This window comes from Citrobacter sp. Cb023, assembly GCF_030336805.1.
GTDB lineage: Bacteria > Pseudomonadota > Gammaproteobacteria > Enterobacterales > Enterobacteriaceae > Citrobacter > Citrobacter braakii.
Genome location: NZ_JAOWCV010000034.1, coordinates 72,792 through 96,570, shown reverse-complemented (window position 1 = coordinate 96,570; position 23,779 = coordinate 72,792). Strand labels below are relative to the sequence as shown.

Annotated in this window: 24 protein-coding genes; 9 read left to right on the top strand and 15 right to left on the bottom strand. The window is 51.6% G+C overall.

Going from position 1 to position 23,779, the window contains the following annotated elements; translation table 11 throughout:
* Positions 1-884: 884 nt before the first annotated feature.
* Both alaA and yfbR read left to right on the top strand, forming a co-directional pair.
* Positions 885-2,102 carry an alanine transaminase AlaA gene (gene alaA, locus OGW44_RS10750; RefSeq protein WP_005129483.1) on the top strand — a complete coding sequence of 406 codons (1,218 nt, stop codon included), beginning with the start codon at positions 885-887 and terminating at the stop codon, positions 2,100-2,102.
* A gap of 95 nt (positions 2,103-2,197) precedes the next feature.
* Positions 2,198-2,797, top strand: a complete 600-nt coding sequence (yfbR, locus tag OGW44_RS10745; RefSeq protein ID WP_003028083.1) for a 5'-deoxynucleotidase — start codon at positions 2,198-2,200, stop codon at positions 2,795-2,797.
* 52 nt (positions 2,798-2,849) lie between these two features.
* Here the strand turns inward: yfbR and OGW44_RS10740 are convergent, their stop codons facing one another.
* The 4 genes from OGW44_RS10740 to yfbV all read right to left on the bottom strand — a co-directional run bounded on the left by OGW44_RS10740 (position 2,850) and on the right by yfbV (position 6,463).
* Positions 2,850-4,682, bottom strand: coding sequence for an SLC13 family permease (locus OGW44_RS10740; protein WP_019077293.1), 1,833 nt, complete (start codon positions 4,680-4,682; stop codon positions 2,850-2,852).
* A 77-nt stretch (positions 4,683-4,759) separates the two neighbouring features.
* A complete protein-coding gene (locus OGW44_RS10735) occupies positions 4,760-5,437 on the bottom strand; it encodes a sugar phosphatase (RefSeq protein ID WP_085951065.1) in 678 nt (225 codons plus the stop codon).
* Positions 5,430-5,924 (bottom strand): YfbU family protein, encoded by a 495-nt coding sequence (locus OGW44_RS10730; protein WP_016153841.1) that lies wholly within the window; start codon positions 5,922-5,924, stop codon positions 5,430-5,432. The genes OGW44_RS10735 and OGW44_RS10730 overlap by 8 nt, the downstream gene beginning before the upstream one ends.
* A gap of 83 nt (positions 5,925-6,007) precedes the next feature.
* Positions 6,008-6,463 carry a terminus macrodomain insulation protein YfbV gene (gene yfbV, locus OGW44_RS10725; protein ID WP_185654873.1) on the bottom strand — a complete coding sequence of 152 codons (456 nt, stop codon included), beginning with the start codon at positions 6,461-6,463 and terminating at the stop codon, positions 6,008-6,010.
* A 339-nt stretch (positions 6,464-6,802) separates the two neighbouring features.
* Here yfbV and ackA point away from each other — a divergent pair, with 339 nt between their 5' ends.
* From ackA to yfcC, 3 genes are all read left to right on the top strand, one after another.
* Positions 6,803-8,005: an acetate kinase gene (ackA, locus tag OGW44_RS10720; RefSeq protein ID WP_016153843.1), complete on the top strand. Its 1,203-nt coding sequence runs from the start codon at positions 6,803-6,805 to the stop codon at positions 8,003-8,005.
* A gap of 75 nt (positions 8,006-8,080) precedes the next feature.
* Positions 8,081-10,225, top strand: a complete 2,145-nt coding sequence (gene pta, locus OGW44_RS10715) for a phosphate acetyltransferase (RefSeq protein WP_016153844.1) — start codon at positions 8,081-8,083, stop codon at positions 10,223-10,225.
* 200 nt (positions 10,226-10,425) lie between these two features.
* A complete protein-coding gene (gene yfcC / locus OGW44_RS10710; protein ID WP_016157044.1) occupies positions 10,426-11,946 on the top strand; it encodes a putative basic amino acid antiporter YfcC in 1,521 nt (506 codons plus the stop codon).
* 56 nt (positions 11,947-12,002) lie between these two features.
* On the opposite strand, the gene yfcD is transcribed toward yfcC, so the two are convergent.
* From yfcD to yfcF, 3 genes are read right to left on the bottom strand one after another with little or no spacing between them, the layout of a single operon-like run.
* A complete protein-coding gene (gene yfcD, locus OGW44_RS10705; RefSeq protein ID WP_006683645.1) occupies positions 12,003-12,557 on the bottom strand; it encodes an NUDIX hydrolase YfcD in 555 nt (184 codons plus the stop codon).
* 56 nt (positions 12,558-12,613) lie between these two features.
* Positions 12,614-13,165, bottom strand: coding sequence for a phosphodiesterase (gene yfcE / locus OGW44_RS10700; RefSeq protein WP_016153846.1), 552 nt, complete (start codon positions 13,163-13,165; stop codon positions 12,614-12,616).
* A 55-nt stretch (positions 13,166-13,220) separates the two neighbouring features.
* A complete protein-coding gene (gene yfcF, locus OGW44_RS10695; RefSeq protein WP_016153847.1) occupies positions 13,221-13,865 on the bottom strand; it encodes a glutathione transferase in 645 nt (214 codons plus the stop codon).
* Positions 13,866-13,999: 134 nt separating this feature from the next.
* On the opposite strand from yfcF, the gene yfcG reads away from it, so the two are divergent.
* The 4 genes from yfcG (at position 14,000) to OGW44_RS10675 (ending at position 16,567) form a co-directional block, all read left to right on the top strand.
* On the top strand, positions 14,000-14,635 hold the full coding sequence (gene yfcG, locus OGW44_RS10690; protein WP_016153848.1) for a GSH-dependent disulfide bond oxidoreductase: 636 nt from the start codon (positions 14,000-14,002) through the stop codon (positions 14,633-14,635).
* A 54-nt stretch (positions 14,636-14,689) separates the two neighbouring features.
* The gene (folX, locus tag OGW44_RS10685) at positions 14,690-15,052 is read left to right on the top strand and encodes a dihydroneopterin triphosphate 2'-epimerase (protein WP_016153849.1); all 363 of its coding nucleotides are present in this window, start codon (positions 14,690-14,692) and stop codon (positions 15,050-15,052) included.
* Between the two features lie 19 nt (positions 15,053-15,071).
* Positions 15,072-15,965 carry a TIGR01777 family oxidoreductase gene (locus OGW44_RS10680; RefSeq protein ID WP_016153850.1) on the top strand — a complete coding sequence of 298 codons (894 nt, stop codon included), beginning with the start codon at positions 15,072-15,074 and terminating at the stop codon, positions 15,963-15,965.
* Positions 15,966-16,036: 71 nt separating this feature from the next.
* Positions 16,037-16,567 (top strand): GNAT family N-acetyltransferase, encoded by a 531-nt coding sequence (locus OGW44_RS10675; RefSeq protein WP_016157046.1) that lies wholly within the window; start codon positions 16,037-16,039, stop codon positions 16,565-16,567.
* A gap of 18 nt (positions 16,568-16,585) precedes the next feature.
* On the opposite strand, the gene hisP is transcribed toward OGW44_RS10675, so the two are convergent.
* The 8 genes from hisP to cvpA form a co-directional block, all read right to left on the bottom strand.
* A complete protein-coding gene (gene hisP, locus OGW44_RS10670; protein WP_101700095.1) occupies positions 16,586-17,359 on the bottom strand; it encodes a histidine ABC transporter ATP-binding protein HisP in 774 nt (257 codons plus the stop codon).
* A 13-nt stretch (positions 17,360-17,372) separates the two neighbouring features.
* Positions 17,373-18,080, bottom strand: a complete 708-nt coding sequence (gene hisM, locus OGW44_RS10665) for a histidine ABC transporter permease HisM (protein ID WP_003028116.1) — start codon at positions 18,078-18,080, stop codon at positions 17,373-17,375.
* Positions 18,077-18,763, bottom strand: coding sequence for a histidine ABC transporter permease HisQ (locus OGW44_RS10660; protein WP_016153853.1), 687 nt, complete (start codon positions 18,761-18,763; stop codon positions 18,077-18,079). The genes hisM and OGW44_RS10660 overlap by 4 nt, the downstream gene beginning before the upstream one ends.
* 186 nt (positions 18,764-18,949) lie before the next feature.
* Positions 18,950-19,732, bottom strand: a complete 783-nt coding sequence (gene hisJ / locus OGW44_RS10655; protein ID WP_003028120.1) for a histidine ABC transporter substrate-binding protein HisJ — start codon at positions 19,730-19,732, stop codon at positions 18,950-18,952.
* A gap of 247 nt (positions 19,733-19,979) precedes the next feature.
* Complete coding sequence (gene argT, locus OGW44_RS10650; protein ID WP_003834788.1) at positions 19,980-20,762, bottom strand: lysine/arginine/ornithine ABC transporter substrate-binding protein ArgT; 783 nt, start codon at positions 20,760-20,762, stop codon at positions 19,980-19,982.
* Between the two features lie 288 nt (positions 20,763-21,050).
* The gene (locus OGW44_RS10645) at positions 21,051-21,620 is read right to left on the bottom strand and encodes a UbiX family flavin prenyltransferase (protein ID WP_019077299.1); all 570 of its coding nucleotides are present in this window, start codon (positions 21,618-21,620) and stop codon (positions 21,051-21,053) included.
* A 95-nt stretch (positions 21,621-21,715) separates the two neighbouring features.
* Entirely contained in the window at positions 21,716-23,233 is a 1,518-nt protein-coding gene (gene purF, locus OGW44_RS10640; RefSeq protein WP_005129677.1) for an amidophosphoribosyltransferase, read from the bottom strand.
* Positions 23,234-23,266: 33 nt separating this feature from the next.
* Complete coding sequence (cvpA, locus tag OGW44_RS10635; RefSeq protein WP_005129678.1) at positions 23,267-23,755, bottom strand: colicin V production protein; 489 nt, start codon at positions 23,753-23,755, stop codon at positions 23,267-23,269.
* Positions 23,756-23,779: the final 24 nt, after the last annotated feature.

The following is a 23,779-nucleotide window of genomic DNA, read 5'->3' as shown; positions in this document are numbered from 1 at the left end:
TTTGGAATCAAACAACTCCATTTGTAATGTGCCTCCCTCGCAGTTTCGCTTAGTGTAACCAAGTGAAAATAAGGATGTATTTGGTTTAACAAACGAAACAATTCTCTTTCCTGGCTATTTTAATTCCCGTGATATTCATCGGAATATAGCAACGAGAAAGAGCCGAATTTTTAGCTGCTGGATGATTCTGACTTAGGGAAAACATGTAAATTTTGTAAATTTAAAAAAAAGTTAACGAACAATAATTTACACATTAAAAACTAACTTTTCAGTGTGTTAGGAACAACCAACAAACATTTGAATTATCTTAAAATTCAGACTACTTACCATTTCATGAGACTTATCTTAACCTAAAACCACTATATTTATAAGTGTTATCGTGAATAATTCCAGGCTACCAGGTGTTATGTCAGAGCTGCGGTTTTGCTATTATTGGCCCATTCAATTTAATGTCGTTTAAATATTAAATAATAATTAATTAAGAATTCTTCAATTCATTAATTCTGCTTAACAATGAATTCACACCGTATCACGTACGGATCAGGCCGATAACAGGTCCCGCAGTTAAAACCTCAGTATTTTCGAATTACTTCCCCCAGCTTAGATACCCGTGACATTTCGCTTTACAGGTTTAACTTTTTTTGACCAAACAATTCACCACAACCAAACCAATAAAACAAAACATACTACCAACAAAACGCATCCAGATAGATTATTATCTCATAATATTTACATTATTTAGTTGTTAACAGTTAATTATCACTTCATAGCTTTTCAAAATCTTCTACTAAAGACCCTTCAAAACTCACCGCCGTGGGAGTACATTGTGCTGGGCTGACTTCCATGGCAGGGAGTGGCATTCACAGCTAAAAAGGTCAACGTTCATGTCCCCCATTGAAAAATCCAGCAAATTAGAAAACGTCTGTTATGACATTCGCGGCCCGGTTCTGAAGGAAGCAAAGCGCCTGGAAGAAGAAGGCAATAAGGTTCTGAAACTGAACATCGGCAACCCCGCGCCATTCGGGTTTGAAGCGCCAGATGAAATACTGGTGGATGTGATCCGCAATTTGCCAACAGCGCAAGGATATTGCGACTCCAAAGGCCTTTATTCCGCCCGTAAAGCGATTATGCAGCATTACCAGGCCCGTGGTATGCGCGACGTAACCGTGGAAGATATTTATATCGGCAACGGCGTTTCTGAATTAATTGTGCAGGCTATGCAGGCATTGCTGAACAGTGGGGACGAAATGCTGGTTCCTGCTCCTGATTATCCGCTGTGGACGGCGGCGGTATCGCTCTCCGGCGGTAATGCCGTGCACTACCTGTGTGACGAATCATCAGACTGGTTCCCGGACCTGGATGATATCCGCGCCAAAATCACGCCGCGTACGCGTGGAATCGTCATCATCAACCCAAACAACCCAACCGGCGCTGTTTACTCCAAAGAGCTGCTGATGGAGATTGTTGAGATTGCTCGCCAGAACAACCTCATCATCTTTGCGGATGAGATTTACGACAAAATTCTCTACGACGACGCTGAACACCACTCCATCGCTGCAATGGCGCCGGATCTGCTGACCATCACCTTCAATGGCCTGTCAAAAACCTATCGCGTTGCCGGTTTCCGTCAGGGCTGGATGGTGCTGAACGGGCCGAAGAAACATGCTAAAGGATATATTGAAGGTCTTGAGATGCTGGCCTCTATGCGCCTGTGTGCCAACGTTCCGGCGCAACATGCCATTCAGACCGCGCTGGGCGGATACCAGAGCATCAGCGAATTTATCATGCCTGGTGGGCGTCTGTATGAACAACGCAACCGCGCCTGGGAACTGCTCAATGACATTCCTGGTGTCTCCTGCGTAAAACCGCGCGGCGCGCTGTATATGTTCCCGAAAATTGATGCTAAACGCTTCAACATTCATGACGACCAGAAGATGGTACTCGACTTCCTGCTGCAGGAAAAAGTACTGCTGGTTCAGGGAACAGCGTTCAACTGGCCGTGGCCGGATCATTTCCGCATCGTCACGCTGCCGCGTATTGACGATATTGAAATGTCGCTGAGTAAATTTGAGCGTTTCCTGTCAGGGTATCACCAGTTGTAATTAAACAAAGGCTGTCGAATGAATGACGAGTATTTGCATCTGACAGCCTTCTCTGCGCAAAATGACTCTTAGGTTGCCATCATATAAGGGTCGTTATGAAGCAGAGCCATTTTTTTGCCCACCTCTCCCGTCTGAAGCTCATTAATCGCTGGCCGCTGATGCGCAACGTGCGCACCGAAAACGTGTCTGAACACAGTCTGCAGGTTGCCATGGTTGCCCATGCGCTGGCCGCGATCAAAAACCGCAAATTTGGTGGTCAGGTTAATGCTGAGCGTATTGCTCTGTTGGCGATGTATCACGATGCGTCAGAAGTGCTGACCGGTGATCTCCCTACCCCGGTGAAATATTTCAACTCGCAGATTGCGCAGGAATATAAAGCGATAGAGAAAATTGCCCAGCAAAAACTGGTCGATATGGTACCTGATGAACTGCGCGATATTTTTGCGCCGCTCATTGATGAACATGCCTTAAGTGAAGAAGAGAGATCGATTGTTAAACAGGCCGATGCCCTGTGCGCGTATCTGAAGTGTCTGGAGGAACTCTCTGCCGGTAACAACGAATTTCTGCTTGCCAAGACGCGTCTGGAAAAAACGCTCGAGTCGCGACGCAGCGAAGAGATGGACTACTTTATGGACGTGTTTGTCCCGAGTTTTCACCTCTCATTAGATGAAATCAGCCAGGATTCTCCGCTATAAACGCATGACCCGGTGGCGGCGAAGACATCCCCGTCGCCATCAGACAACAACATCAAAACGGAAACAGCATCGGGATCATCACCACGCACACCGCCATCACAATGATGGTAAACGGTACGCCAATCTTCACGAAATCGCTAAAGCTGTAGTTGCCAGGTCCGAGCACCAGAGTGTTTACCGGGGAAGAGACAGGTGTCATAAAGGCTGCGGATGCCGCCATCGCAATCCCCATCGCAAAAGGATACGGTGAAACGCCCATCGACTTTGCAGCCGCCAGCGCGATTGGCGCCATCAGCACCGCCGTCGCGGTGTTGGAAATAAATAACCCGATAGTCGCACACAGCACGAACAGGCAGCCCAACATCACATACGGGCCATACCCGCCACCGACATCCATCAGCCCTTTCACCACCAAGTCGACACCGCCGGTTTTTTGTAAAGCCAGCGCGAAGGGCATCATCCCGACAATCAAAATAATGCTTGGCCAGTGAATCGCTTTATAGGCACTTTCGGCATCAATACAGCGAAATTTCCCCATCAGCAGACAGGCGATGATCGCAGCCACCGTATTGGGAATTTCATCAGTGAGCATCAGAGCGACCATCAGCACCAGACAGAAAATCGCATGCGGTGCCTGGCTGTGCGCCGGAGAAGCTTCACTGACTTCCTCGGGCATATTCAGCACGACAAAATCACGCCCTTTTTGTCCCAACAGTGTGATGAGCTTCCAGTTGCCCACCACTAATATGATATCGCCCATCAGCAATGGCTCATCCACCACCGCTCCAGCCAGAGCCGCACCATCGCGCTTCAGCCCAACGACATTCAGCCCGTAGCGGGTACGAAAAGCGATTTCCCGTACCGTTTTGCCGATCAATTCCGATTCAGGGATCAGAGAGATCTCGGCCATCCCCACATCAAGCGCCTGCTCGGAGAAGTATTCGCCGCGCAGTACCATTGGTTCCAGAAACTGTTCACTGCAAAATTCACGCAGGTCGACATCGGCCGCGGACATATCAATCAGCAATACGTCACGGGCGCGAAACTCAGAAACCCCGTTAACGTCGACTATTACGCGACGAAAGCGACGCCAGCGTTCCACGCCAATCACGTTTGCCCCGTAGCGCTCACGCAACTTCAGATCATCCAGACGCTGGCCAATCATAGGAGAACCGGGACGAATCGCCAGCCGACGCGCGCGCCCGGTCAGGCGATATTCTTTAATCAGATCGCGAAAGGTCCGGCGTTTCCAGCCGTCTCCCGGCTGCCTGGAATCTTCTCCCTTGAGCATAAAGCGCATCAGCAGCATATAAATTATGCCGAGTACCAGAACCACCAGCCCCAGCGGGGTAACGCTAAAAAAGCTGAACCCGTTGAGTCCTTCACGTAACAGTTCACTGTTGACGACCAGGTTAGGCGGCGTCGCCACCAGCGTCATCATGCCGCTTATCAAGCCGGCAAAGCTCAGCGGCATCATCAGGCGTGAAGGGGAAATTTCCATGCGCATGGAAACGCTTAAGACCACCGGGATAAAGATGGCGACCACGCCGGTCGAACTCATAAACGCCCCGAGTCCGGCAACGGTAATCATCAGCAACACCAGCATTTTGACTTCACTGCTGCCAGCCACCTTCACCAGCCAGGCACCCATTACCGTCGCCACCCCGGTACGCACCAGGCCGTCGCCGATAATGAATAATGCCGCTATCAAAATAACGTTAGGATCGCTGAATCCGGAAAAGGCTTCTGTGATGCTCAATGTTCCGCTCAGAACAAAGGCAATGATGACCAGCAAAGCGACCGCGTCCATACGCACTCTGCCAGTGACAAACAAGACGACGGCAATCGCCAGCAATGAGAGAACCCATATCAATTCACCGTTCACAACATATCCTTGTTAAATGAGAGGGATGGATCGATTCTGCCATAAAAAAGCCCCAACAATCTGGGGCTAAATCATGTTCAGGTATTTCTTACCACGACCACATTTCCGTTAGGCTGTTTGGTCACAGAAATATGTTCCAGACTGGTCAGCGAAAAATCGACCTCATCCAGACGCGGCGTGTCCACAGGCGCGTTGACCGCTATCACATGACACCCTGCCGCCAGTCCTGAAAGCACCCCAGCGGGCGCATCTTCCACCACCGCGCATTCCTGTGGCGCAAGACCCAAAAGCTGGGCGCCTAACAGATAGGCGTCAGGCTCGGGTTTGCCTCTTTTTACCCGCTCGGCGGTGACAAACACTTCAGGAGCAGGCAGCCCCGCGACACGATGACGCGCTCGTGCGACCGGCATGGATCCGGAGGTCACAATCGCCCATGGAATACCCGCTTTATTGAGGTGGTTGAGTAAATCAACCGCTCCCGGCAGCGCAGTGATCCCCGCGGTTTCCGTCGCTTCGATCTGCTCCAGGCGGGTGAATTCCGCGGCGATCTCAGCCTCAGATTTGCCCACCATAAAGTGTCGCAGGGAGGTAATGGCCTGCTTGCCATGAATAAAGCCGAGCACCTCGGCGTGATCGAGGCCAAAACGATCGGCCCAGTTGCACCACGCGCGTTCTACTGCGGGTAAGGAATCGACCAGCGTTCCATCCAGATCAAACAGAAAACCTTTGCACTGCACGCTCGCCCCCTCAGGCATTAATGATTTGGTTAATTTCATTCGCACTCAGGTGATACTGGCGCGGGCAAGAGTGCCAGACATTCAGCATACGCTGATATTTTTCCCACATTGGGGTCTGGGCGTTGAAGCCATGCGTACCCGCATCAAAGTGGGTATAACGACCTTCCACATTAACCATAAAACGTACGTACCCGAGGTAACGGGCTTCCGTTGCGGCGTCAAAGCCAAGGAAGGTCACGCGGCGCTCATCAATAGCCTGCGCGTCCTTAAGATTAGTCCAGGACACATGTAATGCGTGATACATCTCCATAATATCGATAATCGTACGACAGGTTTCTTCCGTCAGCTCACCAAACTCACGATCCAGCTCGCGCATCTGCAAGCCGTAACCGCGTTCAATAATCGTCTGCAAACGACGATAACGCTCGGCGTTAGTGGGATCGAGCATAGTCATCATTTTGTACTGATTAGACAAAATCAGACGTTGAGCGTTGGTCATTTCCATTTGGGACTCCTGTATCACTACTACTGCGATGAAAAAAAAGAAGGCATCTTGTGCCTTCTTTTATATGCGTAATCAGGGGTCAATTACAAATCATCAAGGAAAGTTTTATCCAGTTGTTTGAAGGCGCGCTTAAGCGTGTCAGCCAGCGCCTGATAATCAGGCTTTCCTTCTACCGGAGTGAGCGCCTGCCCGGCTTCTTGCAATTTACCCCGAACTTCGTAGAACCAGTTGAGTATTGAAGGCGGCAGCGGCGTTACAGAACGTTTACCCAGCCACCACATGCCCTGCATCGGCAGGCTGAGCGCAAACAGCGCAGTCGCCACGGCCGGTCCCAACTGCCCCCCTAACGCAATTTGCCAGCATAAGGTGAAGACGGCGATAGGCGGCATAAAACGGGTCGCGTAACGCGTCATGCGGATTACGCGGTTCTCTACAAACACAGGCGCGAGGCGCTTTTCCATTGGCCACGTCTTCGCATAGTGCTGCCCCCGGCGAAACAAGCTAAAAAAATTGACGGAACGATTATCCGGTGTCGACATGGCGGTTACCTCAACTTCACATATAAAAATTAAAAAATTTGTGCAAAACAACAACTACAAGGGACATCGTTCAAAACATTTTGTCTTTGATACCCACATTCAGGTATCCTGTGCCGGCCTGTAAGGCCTTTAGTCCAAAATCATTGAGTCGTCAAATTGACACATAGTATGCCATTGGCTGAAAAATACGCAAAATGACATAGACTCAAAGGTATTTATTCCATCGTGCCCAAAAAGACTATGGCGCATGATGTTAATCATAAACGTCGGTGTCATCATGCGCTACGCTCTATGACTTCCTGACGTTTTTTTAGCCACGTATCATAAATAGGTACTTCCATGTCGAGTAAGTTAGTACTGGTTCTGAACTGCGGTAGCTCCTCACTGAAATTTGCCATCATCGATGCAGTAAACGGTGAAGAATACCTCTCTGGTTTAGCCGAATGTTTCCATCTCCCAGAAGCACGTATCAAGTGGAAAATGGACGGCGGTAAACAAGAAGCGGCTTTAGGTGCAGGCGCCGCTCACAGTGAAGCGCTGAATTTTATCGTTAATACTATTCTGGCACAAAAACCAGAACTGTCTGCTCAGCTGACTGCGATTGGTCACCGTGTTGTTCACGGCGGCGAGAAATACACCGGCTCTGTGGTTATCGACGATTCCGTTATTCAGGGTATCAAAGACGCAGCCTCTTTTGCACCGCTGCATAACCCTGCACACCTGATCGGTATCGCAGAAGCGCTGAAATCCTTCCCGAATCTGAAAGACAAAAACGTGGCTGTGTTCGACACCGCGTTCCATCAGACCATGCCGGAAGAGTCTTACCTCTATGCTCTGCCATACAGCCTGTACAAAGAACACGGTGTTCGTCGTTACGGCGCACACGGTACCAGCCACTTCTTCGTGACTCAGGAAGCGGCAAAAATTCTGAACAAACCGGTTGATGAGCTGAACATCATCACTTGCCACCTGGGCAACGGCGGTTCTGTCTCTGCTATCCGTAACGGTAAATGTGTTGATACCTCCATGGGCCTGACCCCGCTGGAAGGTCTGGTGATGGGTACGCGTTCCGGTGACATCGACCCGGCGATCATCTTCCACCTGCACGACACCCTGGGCATGAGCGTTGACCAGATCAACAAAATGCTGACCAAAGAGTCCGGCCTGCTGGGTCTGACCGAAGTCACCAGCGACTGCCGTTATGTTGAAGATAACTACGCGACTAAAGAAGACGCTAAACGTGCAATGGACGTTTACTGTCACCGTCTGGCGAAATACATCGGTTCTTACACTGCGCTGATGGATGGTCGTCTGGATGCAGTTGTCTTCACCGGTGGTATTGGTGAAAACGCAGCGATGGTTCGTGAACTGTCTCTGGGCAAACTGGGCGTTCTGGGCTTTGAAGTTGACCACGAACGTAACCTGGCCGCACGTTTCGGCAAATCTGGTTTCATCAACAAAGAAGGTACCCGTCCTGCGGTGGTTATCCCAACCAACGAAGAACTGGTTATCGCGCAAGACGCGAGCCGTCTGACTGCCTGATTTCACACCGCCAGCCTAGCTGGCGGTGCTGTTTTGTAACCCGTCTACATCGACGGTAACGAAAGAGGATAAACCGTGTCCCGTATTATTATGCTGATCCCTACCGGAACCAGCGTCGGTCTGACCAGCGTCAGCCTTGGCGTGATCCGCGCAATGGAACGCAAAGGCGTTCGTCTGAGCGTCTTCAAGCCGATCTCTCAACCGCGTGCCGGTGGCGATGCGCCAGACCAGACTACCAGCATCGTCCGTGCTAACTCTTCTCTGCCAGCCGCTGAGCCGCTGAAGATGAGCCACGTTGAATCTCTGTTGTCCAGCAATCAGAAAGATGTGCTGATGGAAGAGATCATCGCGAACTACCACGCGAACACTAAAGACGCTGAAGTTGTACTGGTTGAAGGCCTGGTCCCAACTCGTAAACATCAGTTCGCACAGTCTCTGAACTACGAAATCGCGAAAACGCTGAACGCAGAAATCGTCTTCGTAATGTCTCAGGGTACCGATACCCCGGAACAGCTGAACGAGCGTATTGAACTGACTCGCAGCAGCTTCGGCGGCGCGAAAAACACCAACATCACCGGCGTAATCGTTAACAAACTGAACGCACCGGTTGATGAGCAGGGCCGTACTCGCCCGGATCTGTCCGAGATTTTCGACGACTCTTCCAAAGCAAAAGTGATCAAAGTTGATCCGGCTAAACTGCAAGAATCCAGCCCGCTGCCGGTTCTGGGCGCGGTGCCATGGAGCTTCGATCTGATCGCAACGCGTGCAATCGATATGGCGCGTCATCTGAACGCCACTATCGTTAACGAAGGTGATATCAATACCCGTCGCGTGAAGTCTGTGACTTTCTGCGCACGCAGCATTCCGCACATGCTGGAGCACTTCCGTGCAGGTTCTCTGCTGGTGACTTCCGCCGATCGTCCTGACGTGCTGGTTGCAGCATGCCTGGCAGCCATGAACGGCGTGGAAATCGGTGCCCTGCTGCTGACTGGCGGCTACGAAATGGACGCGCGTATCACTAAACTGTGCGAACGTGCATTTGAAACCGGCCTGCCGGTATTCATGGTGAACACCAACACCTGGCAGACCTCTCTGAGCCTGCAGAGCTTCAACCTGGAAGTTCCGGTTGACGATCACGAACGTATTGAGAAAGTTCAGGAATACGTTGCTAACTACATCAACGCTGACTGGATTGAATCCCTGACTGCGACCTCTGAGCGCAGCCGTCGTCTGTCTCCGCCAGCGTTCCGTTATCAGCTGACCGAGCTGGCACGTAAAGCCGGCAAGCGCGTTGTTCTGCCGGAAGGTGACGAGCCGCGTACCGTTAAAGCAGCGGCTATCTGTGCTGAACGCGGTATCGCAACCTGCGTACTGCTGGGCAACCCGGATGAGATCACCCGCGTTGCGGCCTCTCAGGGCGTTGAGCTGGGCGCTGGCGTAGAAATCGTTGATCCAGATGTGGTTCGCGAAAGCTACGTTGCTCGCCTGGTCGAACTGCGTAAAAACAAAGGTATGACCGAAACCGTTGCCCGCGAACAGCTGGAAGACAACGTGGTTCTCGGTACCCTGATGCTGGAACAGGACGACGTTGACGGTCTGGTTTCTGGTGCAGTTCATACCACCGCGAACACCATCCGTCCGCCGCTGCAGCTGATCAAAACTGCACCGGGTAGTTCCCTGGTGTCTTCCGTGTTCTTCATGCTGCTGCCGGATCAGGTTTACGTATACGGCGACTGCGCGATCAACCCGGATCCGACTGCAGAGCAACTGGCAGAAATCGCGATTCAGTCCGCTGAATCCGCCATTGCTTTCGGTATCGAACCGCGCGTAGCAATGCTCTCCTACTCCACCGGTACTTCTGGTGCAGGTAGCGACGTAGAAAAAGTTCGTGAAGCCACGCGTCTGGCGCAGGAAAAACGTCCTGACCTGATGATCGACGGTCCGCTGCAGTATGACGCCGCCGTTATGGCTGACGTAGCAAAATCCAAAGCGCCGAACTCTCCGGTTGCAGGTCGCGCTACAGTGTTCATCTTCCCGGATCTGAACACCGGTAACACCACCTACAAAGCGGTACAGCGTTCTGCCGACCTGATCTCCATCGGGCCGATGCTGCAGGGTATGCGCAAGCCTGTGAACGACCTGTCTCGTGGCGCGCTGGTTGACGACATCGTCTACACCATCGCTCTGACCGCGATCCAGTCTTCCCAACAGCAGCAGTAATCTGTCGAGTGTGCTGGATGTCTTATCCGGCAACACTTCTGCTTATTAAACCGGAAATAGCTTATATTTCCGGTTTTTTTATACCTGTTTTTCCCGTTGGCATATTCTGAAACATTTGCCAGGATGCGCTGCATCAATGAATAACTATTCTCCTGTTTGCATACTTATCCTCTTTTGCATTGCAACAGGGATAGTCTTTCATGTCAGCAGTAACAGAAACACAGCCAGCTAAAAAATGGGCGATGCCCGATACGTTGGTGATTATTTTTTTCGTTGCCATTTTAACCAGTCTGGCGACATGGGTTGTTCCCGTCGGGATGTTCGACAGTCAGGAAGTGCAGTATCAGGTTGATGGACAAACCAAAACCCGTAAGGTGGTCGACCCCCACTCTTTTCGAATTCTGACCAACGACGCGGGCGAAGAGCAGTATCACCGGGTGCAGTTTTTCACCACCGGTGATGAGCGCCCGGGCCTGATGAATTTTCCGTTTGAAGGGTTAACCTCCGGCTCTAAATTCGGCACTGCCGTCGGCATTATTATGTTTATGCTGGTGATTGGCGGCGCATTCGGCATCGTTATGCGCACCGGAACCATCGATAACGGCATCCTGGCGCTCATCCGCCATACGCGAGGAAACGAAGTCCTGTTTATCCCGGTGCTGTTTGTTCTCTTCTCATTAGGCGGCGCGGTGTTTGGCATGGGGGAAGAGGCGGTCGCCTTTGCCATTATCATCGCACCGTTAATGGTACGGTTAGGTTACGACAGTATCACCACCGTTCTGGTCACCTATATTGCGACTCAGATTGGATTCGCCAGCTCATGGATGAACCCGTTTTGCGTGGTCGTCGCGCAGGGGATTGCGGGCGTGCCGGTGCTCTCTGGTTCCGGTCTGCGTATCATTGTCTGGGTGGTTGCGACCCTGATAGGGCTAACCTTCACGCTGGCCTATGCGGCACGCATCAAAAAGAATCCGCTTTTGTCCCGGGTACATGAATCCGACCGTTTCTTTCGCGAACAGCAGGACGACGTTGTGGAACGACGCTTCACGCTGGGCGACTGGCTGGTGCTGCTGGTGCTGACTGCGGTAATGATTTGGGTTGTCTGGGGCGTGATCGTCAACGCGTGGTTTATTCCTGAGATCGCCAGCCAGTTCTTCACCATGGGCCTGGTAATTGGCATCATCGGCGTGGTCTTTCGTCTCAACGGCATGACGGTCAACATCATGGCCTCCTCATTCACTGAAGGCGCGCGAATGATGATTGCCCCTGCCCTGCTGGTCGGTTTTGCCAAGGGCATATTACTGCTGGTCGGTAATGGAGAGGCGGGTGAAGCCAGCGTGTTGAACACGCTGCTGCACAGCATTGCCAACGGCATCAGCGGGCTGGATAACGCCATCGCGGCGTGGTTTATGCTGCTGTTCCAGGCGGTGTTTAATTTCTTCGTTACTTCCGGCTCTGGTCAGGCTGCATTGACCATGCCGTTATTAGCACCCTTAGGCGATCTGGTTGGCGTAAACCGTCAGGTCACCGTACTGGCCTTCCAGTTTGGCGACGGATTCAGTCATATTATCTATCCTACATCGGCATCGCTGATGGCAACGTTAGGCGTGTGTCGGGTGGATTTTCGTAACTGGCTGAAGGTAGGCGCCACGCTGTTGGGACTGCTGTTTATTATGTCCAGCGTGGTGGTAATTGGCGCGCAGATAATGGGTTACCATTAAAAAACGATTGCCCGGCCTACACGATTTCTCGACGCTGTAGGCCGGATGAGCAGATTTTACTCAGCTTCTTCCTGCTTTTCGGCTTTCGCCCCTTCATTCTTAGCGTTGCGGGTCATCCACAGCGCCAGGGCTTTCAGTGAGTCCGGCGTAAATTCGTCGCAACGCGCGGTAATTTCTTCCGGCGTCAGCCAGCAAACTTCACTAACCTCTTCTTCCTGAAGCGCAAACGGTCCGTGGGAAACACAGCTAAACAGCCCACCCCATACGCGACAGTTCTGGTCTTCAAAATAAAACTGCCCATGCTCGGCAAACGGCACGCCCGCAATCCCCAGTTCCTCTTCCGCTTCACGGCGCGCTGAATCCAGTAGTTGCTCGTCAGCCTGCACAACACCGCCAGCGGTGGCATCCAGCATGCCGGGCAAAAAATCTTTTGTCTCAGTACGACGCTGAACCAGAATTTTGCCCATACCATCATGCACGACGATATACGTTGCACGATGGCGTAAGCGTTGCGCCCGCATTTGTTCCCGGCTGGATTGTGCAATGACTTCGTTGTCTTCATTCACAATATCCACCCATTCCGTACTTGCCAAACGACGCTGTTCCACCATCAGGAAACCTTCTTTTTTCCTGCGCTCTTACGGCGCGTTTATGTTTGTGGGGTAAATTACGGATTAATCTCGACCTGTGCAATAACACTTTGATCATTGAGTGCCATTACGCTGAGAACATTATCATCCAGAATCCCGTAACTTGCCGCAAAGCCCCCTTTCGGGATGCTTACCGAGCCGGGATTGAAGTGGTAAACATCCCCTTGACGCTCAGCGACGGGCAAATGTGTATGCCCATAAACCAGTACATCTCCCACGTTGAGTGCCGGCATATTTTGCGGGCCAAAAAGATGCCCGTGGGTCAAAAAGAGTCGCTGGTTTTCTGTCAGAATTTGCTGCCACGGCGCGGTCATCGGAAAATGCAGAAGCATCTGATCCACTTCGCTGTCACAATTGCCACGCACCGCGATAATCCGCGCTGCCAGCGCATTCAACCGCTCAGCAACCTGCGCAGGCGCATAGCCTTCCGGGAGCGCATTACGCGGTCCGTGGTTTAAAACATCACCCAATATCACCAGCCATTGCGCACCGCTTGCGGCAAACCGTTCAAGTACGCGTTCCGTGGCTGGCAACGAACCATGAATGTCCGATGCGAACATCAGTTTCATCACTCACTCCTCGTTGAAAAGTACCCTGTAATGATACTGGATTACGCCCCGTTTTTCAGCAGGAACGCTTCGCTGAAAGCGCGATAAAACGCTGGACTGAAGCGCGCTGCCACTGGAAGGCGGCATATTCTGCAAGCGCTTCGGGAACCTCATCGCCGTTAAGGACCAGACGATTCAGCATTAGCGCTAAATCGCAGTCGGCAATACACCATTCGCCAAATAAATTCTGCTTCCCGTGGCTCAATAAATGGCTCGCAGTGGCGAACAATTTCTCCGCACTGACTTTTCCCGCTTCGCTTAACGGACCTTTCTTCACGCCAGCAAAAACTACGTCCGTTGAGCGTTCTTCACGGATAGGCATCAGATCGCTGCGGATCCACGCCTGAACCTGGCGCGCCCGCGCGCGCTTTTGCACATCGTGTGGGTAGATTCGCTCCCACTGCGGCGGCGCAAAACTCTCTTCCAGGAACTCAGTAATCGCTGATGATTCGCTCAGCTCGAAACCGTCGATTTCAAGCACCGGCACGCGCCGCGTTAACGCATACCCTTGCCATGAAGGTTGCAAGTGTTCGCCGCTGTTGAGATCAACGGTTTTCAGCGTAAAAGGCAGTCCTTTCTCTTGCAGAGCGACATAAACAGACAGCACGTAAGGGGAGAAAAAATTGGCATCTGACCACAGCGTAATTGCAGATTTGCTCATAATGTCCTCTGAAATGTATTGGCTTGCCTTCAAAATATAGAGTCTTTCTCTCACTGTCACTTGATGAAAACTCACGCACGCCAACAGGCTCTATACTTGTTATGACCCGGTTCATGACAAAACGGACGCTGAAAATGATCGATCTCTATTACACTCCATCGCCAAACGGTCACAAAATAACGCTGTTTCTTGAAGAGGCGCAGCTGCAATACCGTCTGATTCATGTCGATATCAGCAAAGGTAGCCAGTTTCACCCTGATTTTCTGCAAATCTCACCAAACAATAAAATCCCGGCCATTATCGACAGTGCCCCGGTAGACGGCGGAAAGCCCATCAGCCTGTTTGAGTCCGGAGAAATTTTACTCTATCTGGCAGAAAAGAGCGGTAAGCTGCTGAGCGGTGAGTTACGTGAACGCCACACTACGCTGCAGTGGTTGTTCTGGCAGGTCAGCGGCCTCGGACCCATGCTGGGTCAGAATCATCATTTTAGCCACTACGCCCCACAAACGATTCCCTACGCCATTGAAAGATACCAGGTTGAAACCCAGCGCCTGTACAACGTGATGAATAAACGTCTGGAAACGTCCCCCTGGCTGGGAGGCGATCACTACAGCATTGCCGACATTGCCTGCTGGCCGTGGATCCACGCCCATCAGCGTCAGCGCATCGACCTCGACAACTACCCGGCAGTCAATAACTGGCATGAACGCATCCGTACGCGTCCCGCAACGGAACGCGCCATGCAACAAGCACAAAGTGAGAAGCGGTGACGCGATTCGGTTCTCGTGTATCATGCAAAGGTTCATACATGGAGGAAACCTGCAATGTCACAACCTGACGCAATTATTCGTATAAAAAACCTTCGTCTGCGCACTTTTATCGGCATTAAAGAAGAGGAGATCCTTAACCGCCAGGATATTGTCATCAACATTGCCATTCACTATCCGGCAGACAAAGCCCGTACCAGTGAAGATATCAACGACGCGCTGAATTATCGCACTATCACCAAGAGCATCATTGCCCACGTGGAGGGTAACCGCTTCTCATTGTTAGAAAAATTAACTCAAGATGTGCTCGATATCGCACGCGAACATCACTGGGTCACTTATGCTCAAGTAGAGATAGATAAACTTCACGCATTACGTTACGCCGACTCAGTCTCTATGACGCTGAGCTGGCAGCGCTAAACATAACCCGGGAGGCGACATGCAGATTCTGATTACCGGCGGTACTGGCCTGATTGGACGTCATCTGATCCCCCGCTTGCTGGAGCTGGGGCATCAGATAACCGTAGTGACCCGTTCTCCTGATAAGGCGCGTCAGATTCTCGACTCCCGGGTTACGCTGTCCAAAGGGTTGGAAGAGCGGCAAAATCTCAACGACATTGATGCCGTCATTAACCTTGCCGGAGAGCCGATTGCGGACAAGCGCTGGAGTGCCCAGCAAAAGGAACGCCTGTGTCAGAGCCGCTGGGTCATTACGCAGAAGCTGGTCGATTTAATCAATGCCAGCGAGACACCGCCCGCAGTGCTAATCTCCGGTTCCGCTACCGGTTACTACGGCGATTTAGGCGAAGTGGTGGTCACAGAAGAAGAGCCGCCGCATAACGAATTTACCCATAAGCTGTGCGCACGCTGGGAGCAAATTGCCAGCACCGCGCAAAGCGACAAAACCCGCGTGTGTATGCTGCGCACCGGCGTGGTACTGGCCTCTGCTGGCGGTATTCTGGCGAAAATGGTCCCGCCGTTTCGTCTTGGCTTAGGCGGACCAATTGGCAACGGACGCCAGTATATGGCCTGGATCCATATTGATGATATGGTCAACGGAATTCTCTGGCTGCTGGATAACGATCTGCGCGGTCCCTTCAATATGGTTTCACCGTACCCGGTGCACAATGAGCAGTTTGCCCACGCGCTGGGCCACGCCCTGAACCGTCCTGCCATTCTGCGCGTTCCCGCCACCGCAATGCGGTTGCTGATGGGCGAATCTTCAGTGCTGGTTCTCGGCGGGCAGCGAGCGTTGCCAAAACGCCTGGAAGCGTCCGGTTTCGCGTTTCGCTGGTACGATTTAGAAGAAGCGCTGGCGGATGTCATCCGATAACCCCTAAGCGCTATTCACGGTCGCCGTTGTGGTGGTAAGGTTATAGGCCAGATTTCTGCAATGGCGACGTTATGGCGATAATTTCGACTCCCCGACTTACCCTCTCTTTGTTTCAGTTTTCTGACTGGTCATTTTTCCAGAAACTACGTGAATGTCCTGAAGTCATGCGCTATATGGGCAACATCGCCCCGGCGAAAGATACGCGTCTGTTATTCGCCAGACGCCTTGCCGCACAGCACACTTTTGTCATCCGCGAGCACAACAACCCGACGCCGCTCGGCGATATTGGTCTGCAAATCAGCCATCTCTACCCGCACGAAGCCGACCTCGGCTACGCCATCATGCCACAGGCGCAGGGGAAAGGTATTGCCAGCGAAGCCGTACGCGCGGTGTGCCAGTACGCCTTCGAGCACGCGGCGGTCACAGCGATAAATGCTTACGCACTGGCGGATAATAAGGGCTCAATACGGATTCTGGAAAAAACGGGGTTCGTGCGTACGCAGGTGCTGGAAAAGGCGTATGAGATTGATGGTATCGCCTACGACGACTGGGTTTATCGTCTGGAGTGCGACGCGCTAAAATCCCAGGCCCGGAAAGCGTAGCGCCTCCGGGCAGGTGACTTACTTCAACGAACCTTTGAGGAACTGCTGCAAACGCGGGCTTTGCGGATTACCAAATACCTGCTCCGGATCGCCCTCTTCTTCAATCTTCCCTTGATGCAGGAAAATCACGTGCGTGGAGACATGACGGGCAAACCCCATTTCGTGGGTCACGACCACCATGGTTTTTCCCTCTTCGGCCAGTTGTTGCATAATGCGCAGCACTTCGCCCACCAGCTCCGGGTCAAGTGCCGACGTGGGTTCATCAAACAGCAACACTTCCGGTTCCATCGCCAGCGCACGAGCAATGGAGACACGCTGCTGCTGACCACCGGACAGATGCACCGGATATTTGCCCTGAGCGCGCTCATCAATACCCACTTTCGCCAGATACTTCACCGCACGTTCGCGAGCTTCCTGCTTGCTCAGCCCCAACACCTGGATCGGCGCTTCCATCACGTTTTCCAGCACCGTCATGTGGCTCCACAGATTAAAGTGCTGAAAGACCATCGTCAGTCGCGTGCGCAGCAAGCGCAGCTGATTTTTGTCTGCAACCTTAAGCTGGCCGTCTTTGTCGCGTACCAGACTAATGTTCTGACCACTCACCACAATCGACCCGGCGCTCGGTTTCTCGAGAAAGTTAATGCAGCGCAGGAAGGTACTTTTACCGGAACCAGACGAGCCAATAATACTGATAACATCACCCGCATTGGCCTGCAGCGATACCCCTTTCAGCACTTCATGTTCGCCGTAGTGCTTATGTAAATCGATAACGTTTAATTTATTTTCAGACATCGTGTTACTCGAATCATTTAGAGGATACATGCTGCAACCAGCGTTTTTCCGCTTTACGGAACAGACTGATCAGGACATACGAAATAATCAAATACAGAACAGCGGCAATACCGAAGGCGGTAAACGGCTGATACGTTGCCGAGTTGATATCGCGGGCGATTTTCAACAAATCAGGCACCGTTGCGGTAAATGCCAGCGCCGTGGAGTGCAGCATTAAAATAACTTCATTGCTGTAAGCCGGCAGCGCAATACGCAGCGCGGAAGGCAAAATAATGCAGCGATACAGTTTAAACGACGAGAAACCGTAAGCGCGCGCGGCTTCAATCTCACCATGGGGTACGGAACGAATAGCCCCGGCGAAAATCTCCGTGGTATAGGCGCAGGTATTCAGCGTCAGCGCCAGCACGGTGCAATTTAGCCCACTGCGGAAAAACGCGTTGAGGAAGTCCGTGCCTTTGACTATCTCCAGCGTATACATCCCGGAATAAAACACCAGCAACTGGACGTACAGCGGCGTCCCACGAAAAATATAGGTGAACAGCCAGATGGGAAACTGGATAAATTTATTACTGGAAACACGACCAATTGCCAAAAACAGCGCCAGTATCCCGCCCATCACCACCGACGAAATCAGAAGCCACAGGGTGATAGCCACGCCGGTGTAGCGATATCCGTCGGTCCACAGCAGGGACTTCCAGTATTCCTGAATAATCTCAATCACAGGTCAGCCCTCTTCACACCCACGGAATAGCGGCGCTCAAGGTACAGCAGCACACCATTAGAAACAGTGGTAAACACCAGATAGATGACCCCGCACACTACGGCAAAATAGAACGGCTCCCAGGTACTTTTTCCGGCAAGCTGAGTGGCTTTCACCACGTCTTCCAGGCCGAGCAACGATACCAGCGCCGTGGCCTTAAGAATGACCTGCCAGTTGTTGCCAATTCCCGGTAAGGCATAGCGCATCATCGCCGGGAACATAATGCGGCGAAATATTTGTGAACTGGTAAAACCGAATGCCGTCGCGGCTTCAATATGTCCTTTTGGCACGGCCATAAATGCGCCACGAAATGTTTCGGTAAAATAGGCTCCGTAGATAAACCCGAGCGTAATAATACCCGCGACCATCGGATCGATATCAATCTGGCTGATACCAATTGCATCGGTAAGGGTATTCAGCGCGATTTGTAATCCGTAAAAGATGAGCAGCATTAAGACCAGATCGGGCACGCCGCGGATAAGCGTTGTGTACCCTTCGAAAATAAGCGCCAGCGCCCGGCTTTGCGACAGCTTTGCTGCCGCGCCGACAAGGCCTATCAGAACCGCCAGTACCACCGAGCTAAGTGCCAGCTCCAGCGTAACAATTGCGCCCTGTAAAATAACACCTGAAAAGCCATACAACATGCTGCCTGTCCTGTCGTGTGTGGTGGAGTAATAAGCCTCTTTTGATTTCAGACAAACTGTTAAATGCAGGATGGCGACTTTGCCTTATCCGGCCTACAAAATCACTGTAGACCGGATACGCACAGCGCCATCAGGCATAAATTCAACACGTCAAAAATCTACGGGCTTTATCAGCACCTGCGGTGATTAACCGCCATAAACATCAAAATCGAAGTACTTTTTCGCCAGCTTCTCGTAAGTACCGTCAGCTCGCATCTCGGCAAAGGCTTTGTTCAGTGCTTCGCGCAGTTCGTTATCATCTTTGCGCAGCCCCATACCGGTACCCACACCGAATAACTTCTCATCTTTTACAGATGGGCCGCCGAATTTGTAATCTTTACCGACCGGCTGTTTCAGGAAGCCTTCGCTGGCTGCGACTTCATCCTGGAAAGCAGCATCAATACGCCCGGCAGTCAGGTCAGAATAGATATTGTCTTGCCCCTGATAAGAGACAATTTCAATGCCTTTTGGCGCCCAGTGCTCGTTGCCGAAGGTTTCCTGAGTCGTGCCCTGCAGCACGCCAACACGTTTACCTTTCAGCGACTCAATGGTCGGCTGAATAGCAGAATCTTTAGCGACAACCAGACGCGAGTCGGCTGCATAAAGCTTGTCGGTAAAGGCGATTTCCTGCTGACGTTTTTCAGTGATGGAAAGCGAGGACATAATCGCATCGATTTTCTTCGCTTTTAACGAAGGGATAAGCGCGTCCAGCGGGTTTTCCACGAAGGTACATTGTGTATTGATACGTTTGCACAGCTCTTTAGCCAGATCGATATCAAAACCGACTAATTCACCCTGTGCATTTTTCGATTCGAACGGCGCATAAGTAGGATCGGTACCGATACGAATTTTTTGCGGAATGGCTGCAAATGCTGCGGTAGCACTGGAGAAAGCCAGGACCAGAGAAAGAGACAACACCAGTTTTTTCATAACTATCCTCAACAGACTGTCTTTTATAGGGGATCTTTACAGGACCAGGTGCAGTTATCGTGCCATTAATCGGGCCGACAAGGCAAAGCATTCTACCCTGTCGACGGTATTTATTTGCATGAAAAGCGCTTAAGTATGCACTCATGCTTATTAAGACAGCGACAAAAGCACCAAAACAGTGCACTGAATTTATTATGCACCGTAATGGTTACCCGCAATGGTGCAGTCCATCCCCCGCTGCGGCGTATTAATCGCCGTAGACATTGAAGTTAAAATACTTGCTCGCCATTTTGTCGTAGGTGCCGTCTTTGCGCAGTTCGCCCAGCGCTTTATCGAAAGCAGCTTTCAGCTCTGTATCATCTTTGCGCAAGCCAATCCCGGTGCCGTCACCAAAGTATTTTTTATCTTTCACCGACGGACCAGCAAAAGCGTAGTCCTTACCGGCAGGCTGCTTCAGGAAGCCTTCGCTGGCCGCGACTTCATCCTGCAACGCCGCGTCCAGACGACCCGCTGTCAGGTCAGAATAGATAAGGTCCTGGTTCGCATAGGCCACTACATCTACGCCTTTGCTGCGCCAGTTGTCATTAGCATAGGCTTCCTGAGTCGAGCCTTGCAGTACGCCAACATGTTTACCTTTGAGGGAATCAAGAGTCGGTTGAATTGGGGAACCTTTCGCGGCGATCAGACGTGAGTCTGCTGCGTAAAGCTTGTCTGAGAACGCAATCTCTTGCTGACGCTTCTCAGTAATTGAAAGCGAGGAGATGATGGCATCAATCTTTTTCGCTTTCAGCGACGGGATCAGCGCGTCAAAGTCGCTGGCTACCCAGGTACATTTGATCTGCATGCGCTTACACATCTCATTTCCCAGATCGATATCAAAGCCGACAAAGTCGCCTTTGGCATCTTTAGAGGAAAAAGGTGCGTACGTTGTATCTGTACCAATACGAACCGTCTGCGGAAGTGCTGCGTAGCTGGCCGCGGTGGCGGAGAGTCCTACCAGCAAAGACAAAGCAAGAACCGTCTTCTTCATACATAACCCTCAAGTGGCGTAATTTTATTATGTTTTACGTTGTGTTGTGTGTTTGCAGACTTTTTCATGCAGGTCTTATGCCATTTTCGCGTCGATGAGGATATTCGACGTTAAATATGTTAATAAAACGTTGCAATAATGTCCTGATTTTGAAGATAGCAGGTCTGACGGTTGAACCGCAGCGTTTCGTTGAGTTTTAACGAATTAAATGTTGAGGATATGATCGCGGTTACAAAATTGCCCTGAAACAGGGCAACGGATGTTTCTTTGCACGCTGATGGAACGGTTTTACGCCCCTTGCCAGCGGGTGAACAGATCCTGTGGAAGGGAGATATCAAACTGGTCGAGTACGCGGTTAACTGTTTGATTAATCACATCATCTAGCGTTTGCGGGCGATGATAGAATGCCGGAACTGGCGGCATAATCACCGCGCCAATTTCTGCCGCCTGCGTCATCAGCCGCAGATGCCCCAGATGCAGGGGCGTTTCACGCACGCACAGCACCAGCGGGCGGCGTTCTTTCAACACCACGTCTGCCGCACGGGTAAGCAGCCCATCGGTGTAACTGTGGACGATGCCTGAAAGCGTTTTGATTGAACAAGGTAATATTACCATTCCGGCGGTCTGAAAAGAGCCGGAAGAGATACTGGCAGCGATATCGCGCGTATCGTGATTTACATTCGCCAGTGCCTGCACGTCGCGTACAGAGAGGTCTGTTTCCAGCGCCAGCGTCTGTCGGGCAGCAGCACTCATCACCAGATGGGTTTCCACATCAGTAACGTCACGCAAAACCTGCAGCAGGCGCACGCCATAAATCGCGCCACTGGCACCGCTAATCCCTACAATGAGTCGTTTCATTTTTTCGCCCTTACTTGCTTCAGGGCTGACTTTGCAGGTTTTTATGCGCAGTTGCAAGTCAGTCCACTCTATGTGTCCTGACCTGCAACAGAACATTACCCTTCGTTATGCATCTCGAGGTTTTCCGCTTCGTTCTGACGCAAAATTGCTTTGGCATCGTCATTACGCAGGGAGTCAAGGAAATCGAGATATTGCTGGTCGACGTCTTTGGTGACGTACACGCCGTTAAACACTGAACATTCAAACTGCTGAATATCCGGGTTCTCAGCGCGGACCGCTTCAATCAGATCGTTTAGATCCTGGAAGATAAGACCGTCTGCACCGATTATCTGGCGAATCTCGTCCACTTCGCGACCATGAGCAATCAGCTCCGTCGCCGTAGGCATATCGATACCATAAACGTTCGGGAAGCGAATTTCCGGGGCCGCAGAGGCCAGATACACTTTCTTCGCTCCGGCTTCACGCGCCATCTCGATAATCTGTTCCGAGGTGGTACCGCGCACGATGGAGTCATCCACCAGCAGCACGTTTTTATCACGGAATTCCGCACGGTTGGCGTTCAGCTTACGGCGCACGGATTTACGGCGCAGCTGCTGGCCGGGCATGATAAAGGTACGGCCCACGTAGCGGTTTTTCACAAAACCCTGACGGTACGGCTTACCGAGAATACGGGCAATTTCCAGCGCGATATCGCAGGAGGTTTCCGGAATCGGGATCACCACGTCAATGTCCAGATCTTCCCACTCGCGAGCAATTTTTTCGCCAAGCTTGGTACCCATATTTACACGGGCGCTGTAAACGGAAATCTTGTCGATAAAGGAGTCAGGACGTGCGAAGTAAACGTATTCAAACAGGCACGGATTGCTAACCGGGTTATCGGCACACTGGCGAGTAAACAGCTGACCTTTTTCGGTGATATACACCGCTTCGCCAGGTGCCACATCGCGCAGGAATTCAAAGCCCAGCGTATCCAGCGCCACGCTCTCGGAGGCCACCATATACTCGGTACGACCATCCCCGATATCGCGTTTACCCAGTACCAGCGGACGGATACCGTTAGGATCGCGGAAAGCAACCATACCGTGGCCGATAATCATCGCCACGCAGGCATAGGCGCCGCGGATCTGGCGGTTGGTTGCCGCAATAGCAGCAAAAATATTATCGGCTTCCAGCGGATAATGGCGGAAGTTATCCAGCTCGCTGGCGAAAATATTCAGCAAAATTTCAGAGTCTGAAGTGGTATTGATGTGGCGGCGCTTTTCTTCAAACAGCTTTTTACGCAGCTCATGCGCATTGGTCAGGTTGCCATTATGGGCAAGCGTGATGCCATACGGTGAGTTGACGTAAAAAGGTTGAGCTTCGGAGGCGCTGGAGCTGCCAGCCGTTGGGTAACGCACATGACCGATGCCCATATTGCCCTGCAAACGCTGCATATGGCGCGCTTCAAAAATATCGCTCACCATTCCGTTTGCTTTACGCAAGCGGAAGCAGTTGTTGGCATCAATGGTGATGATGCCTGCGGCATCCTGACCACGATGCTGGAGCACCGTTAACGCGTCATAAATCGACTGGTTTACCGGCATAACACCGGCGATACCGACAATACCGCACATACGTCTTTTCCTCGTTCAGCAACAACCCAAAGTTTATACTTTGGGCAAGAAACTTGACGAGCTTTGCAGATAGTCAAAGAACCATCTGATGATGAAACTGAACTGCGGGATCAGCTGCGACTTGCTCCAGTCTTCACTTTTCGACAGACCGGTAAAGGTATCGAGAAAGAACAGTATGGCGGCGACGATCAGCGCTCCTCGCAGAGCACCAAAGCAGATCCCCAACACCCTGTCGGTACCCGACAGGCCTGTTTTCTCTACCAGTTGGCCTATCACAAAGTTAACGATAGCGCCGACGATAAGTGTCGCGATAAACAGTATCGCGATAGCAATCCCATTTCGAACGAGTTCGTCTTCAAAGCCCGTAAACCAGACAGACAGGTAAGTGTAGTAATGGCTGGCGACAAAGAAAGCACAACCCCAAGTCACCAACGATAATGCTTCACGAACAAAGCCACGGATCAGGCTAACCAGACAGGAAAAACCAATCACCGCGATAATGGCGTAATCAATCCAGACCATAAGTGTCCCACGATTTAACGCCCT

What these genes read in the sequence shown, in the direction of transcription:
- yfbV (WP_185654873.1), bottom strand. Translation starts at nt 6,463, where the DNA reads ATGTCGACACCGGATAATCGTTCCGTCAATTTTTTTAGCTTGTTTCGC.
- OGW44_RS10735 (WP_085951065.1), bottom strand. Translation starts at nt 5,437, where the DNA reads ATGCCTGAGGGGGCGAGCGTGCAGTGCAAAGGTTTTCTGTTTGATCTG.
- purF (WP_005129677.1), bottom strand. Translation starts at nt 23,233, where the DNA reads ATGTGCGGTATTGTCGGTATCGCCGGTGTTATGCCGGTAAACCAGTCG.
- OGW44_RS10675 (WP_016157046.1), top strand. Translation starts at nt 16,037, where the DNA reads ATGGCGATAATTTCGACTCCCCGACTTACCCTCTCTTTGTTTCAGTTT.
- OGW44_RS10680 (WP_016153850.1), top strand. Translation starts at nt 15,072, where the DNA reads ATGCAGATTCTGATTACCGGCGGTACTGGCCTGATTGGACGTCATCTG.
- cvpA (WP_005129678.1), bottom strand. Translation starts at nt 23,755, where the DNA reads ATGGTCTGGATTGATTACGCCATTATCGCGGTGATTGGTTTTTCCTGT.
- yfcC (WP_016157044.1), top strand. Translation starts at nt 10,426, where the DNA reads ATGTCAGCAGTAACAGAAACACAGCCAGCTAAAAAATGGGCGATGCCC.
- yfbR (WP_003028083.1), top strand. Translation starts at nt 2,198, where the DNA reads ATGAAGCAGAGCCATTTTTTTGCCCACCTCTCCCGTCTGAAGCTCATT.
- OGW44_RS10645 (WP_019077299.1), bottom strand. Translation starts at nt 21,620, where the DNA reads ATGAAACGACTCATTGTAGGGATTAGCGGTGCCAGTGGCGCGATTTAT.
- hisP (WP_101700095.1), bottom strand. Translation starts at nt 17,359, where the DNA reads ATGTCTGAAAATAAATTAAACGTTATCGATTTACATAAGCACTACGGC.
- yfcF (WP_016153847.1), bottom strand. Translation starts at nt 13,865, where the DNA reads ATGAGCAAATCTGCAATTACGCTGTGGTCAGATGCCAATTTTTTCTCC.
- yfcG (WP_016153848.1), top strand. Translation starts at nt 14,000, where the DNA reads ATGATCGATCTCTATTACACTCCATCGCCAAACGGTCACAAAATAACG.
- hisJ (WP_003028120.1), bottom strand. Translation starts at nt 19,732, where the DNA reads ATGAAAAAACTGGTGTTGTCTCTTTCTCTGGTCCTGGCTTTCTCCAGT.
- ackA (WP_016153843.1), top strand. Translation starts at nt 6,803, where the DNA reads ATGTCGAGTAAGTTAGTACTGGTTCTGAACTGCGGTAGCTCCTCACTG.
- yfcD (WP_006683645.1), bottom strand. Translation starts at nt 12,557, where the DNA reads ATGGTGGAACAGCGTCGTTTGGCAAGTACGGAATGGGTGGATATTGTG.
- OGW44_RS10660 (WP_016153853.1), bottom strand. Translation starts at nt 18,763, where the DNA reads ATGTTGTATGGCTTTTCAGGTGTTATTTTACAGGGCGCAATTGTTACG.
- yfcE (WP_016153846.1), bottom strand. Translation starts at nt 13,165, where the DNA reads ATGAAACTGATGTTCGCATCGGACATTCATGGTTCGTTGCCAGCCACG.
- alaA (WP_005129483.1), top strand. Translation starts at nt 885, where the DNA reads ATGTCCCCCATTGAAAAATCCAGCAAATTAGAAAACGTCTGTTATGAC.
- argT (WP_003834788.1), bottom strand. Translation starts at nt 20,762, where the DNA reads ATGAAGAAGACGGTTCTTGCTTTGTCTTTGCTGGTAGGACTCTCCGCC.
- folX (WP_016153849.1), top strand. Translation starts at nt 14,690, where the DNA reads ATGTCACAACCTGACGCAATTATTCGTATAAAAAACCTTCGTCTGCGC.
- OGW44_RS10730 (WP_016153841.1), bottom strand. Translation starts at nt 5,924, where the DNA reads ATGGAAATGACCAACGCTCAACGTCTGATTTTGTCTAATCAGTACAAA.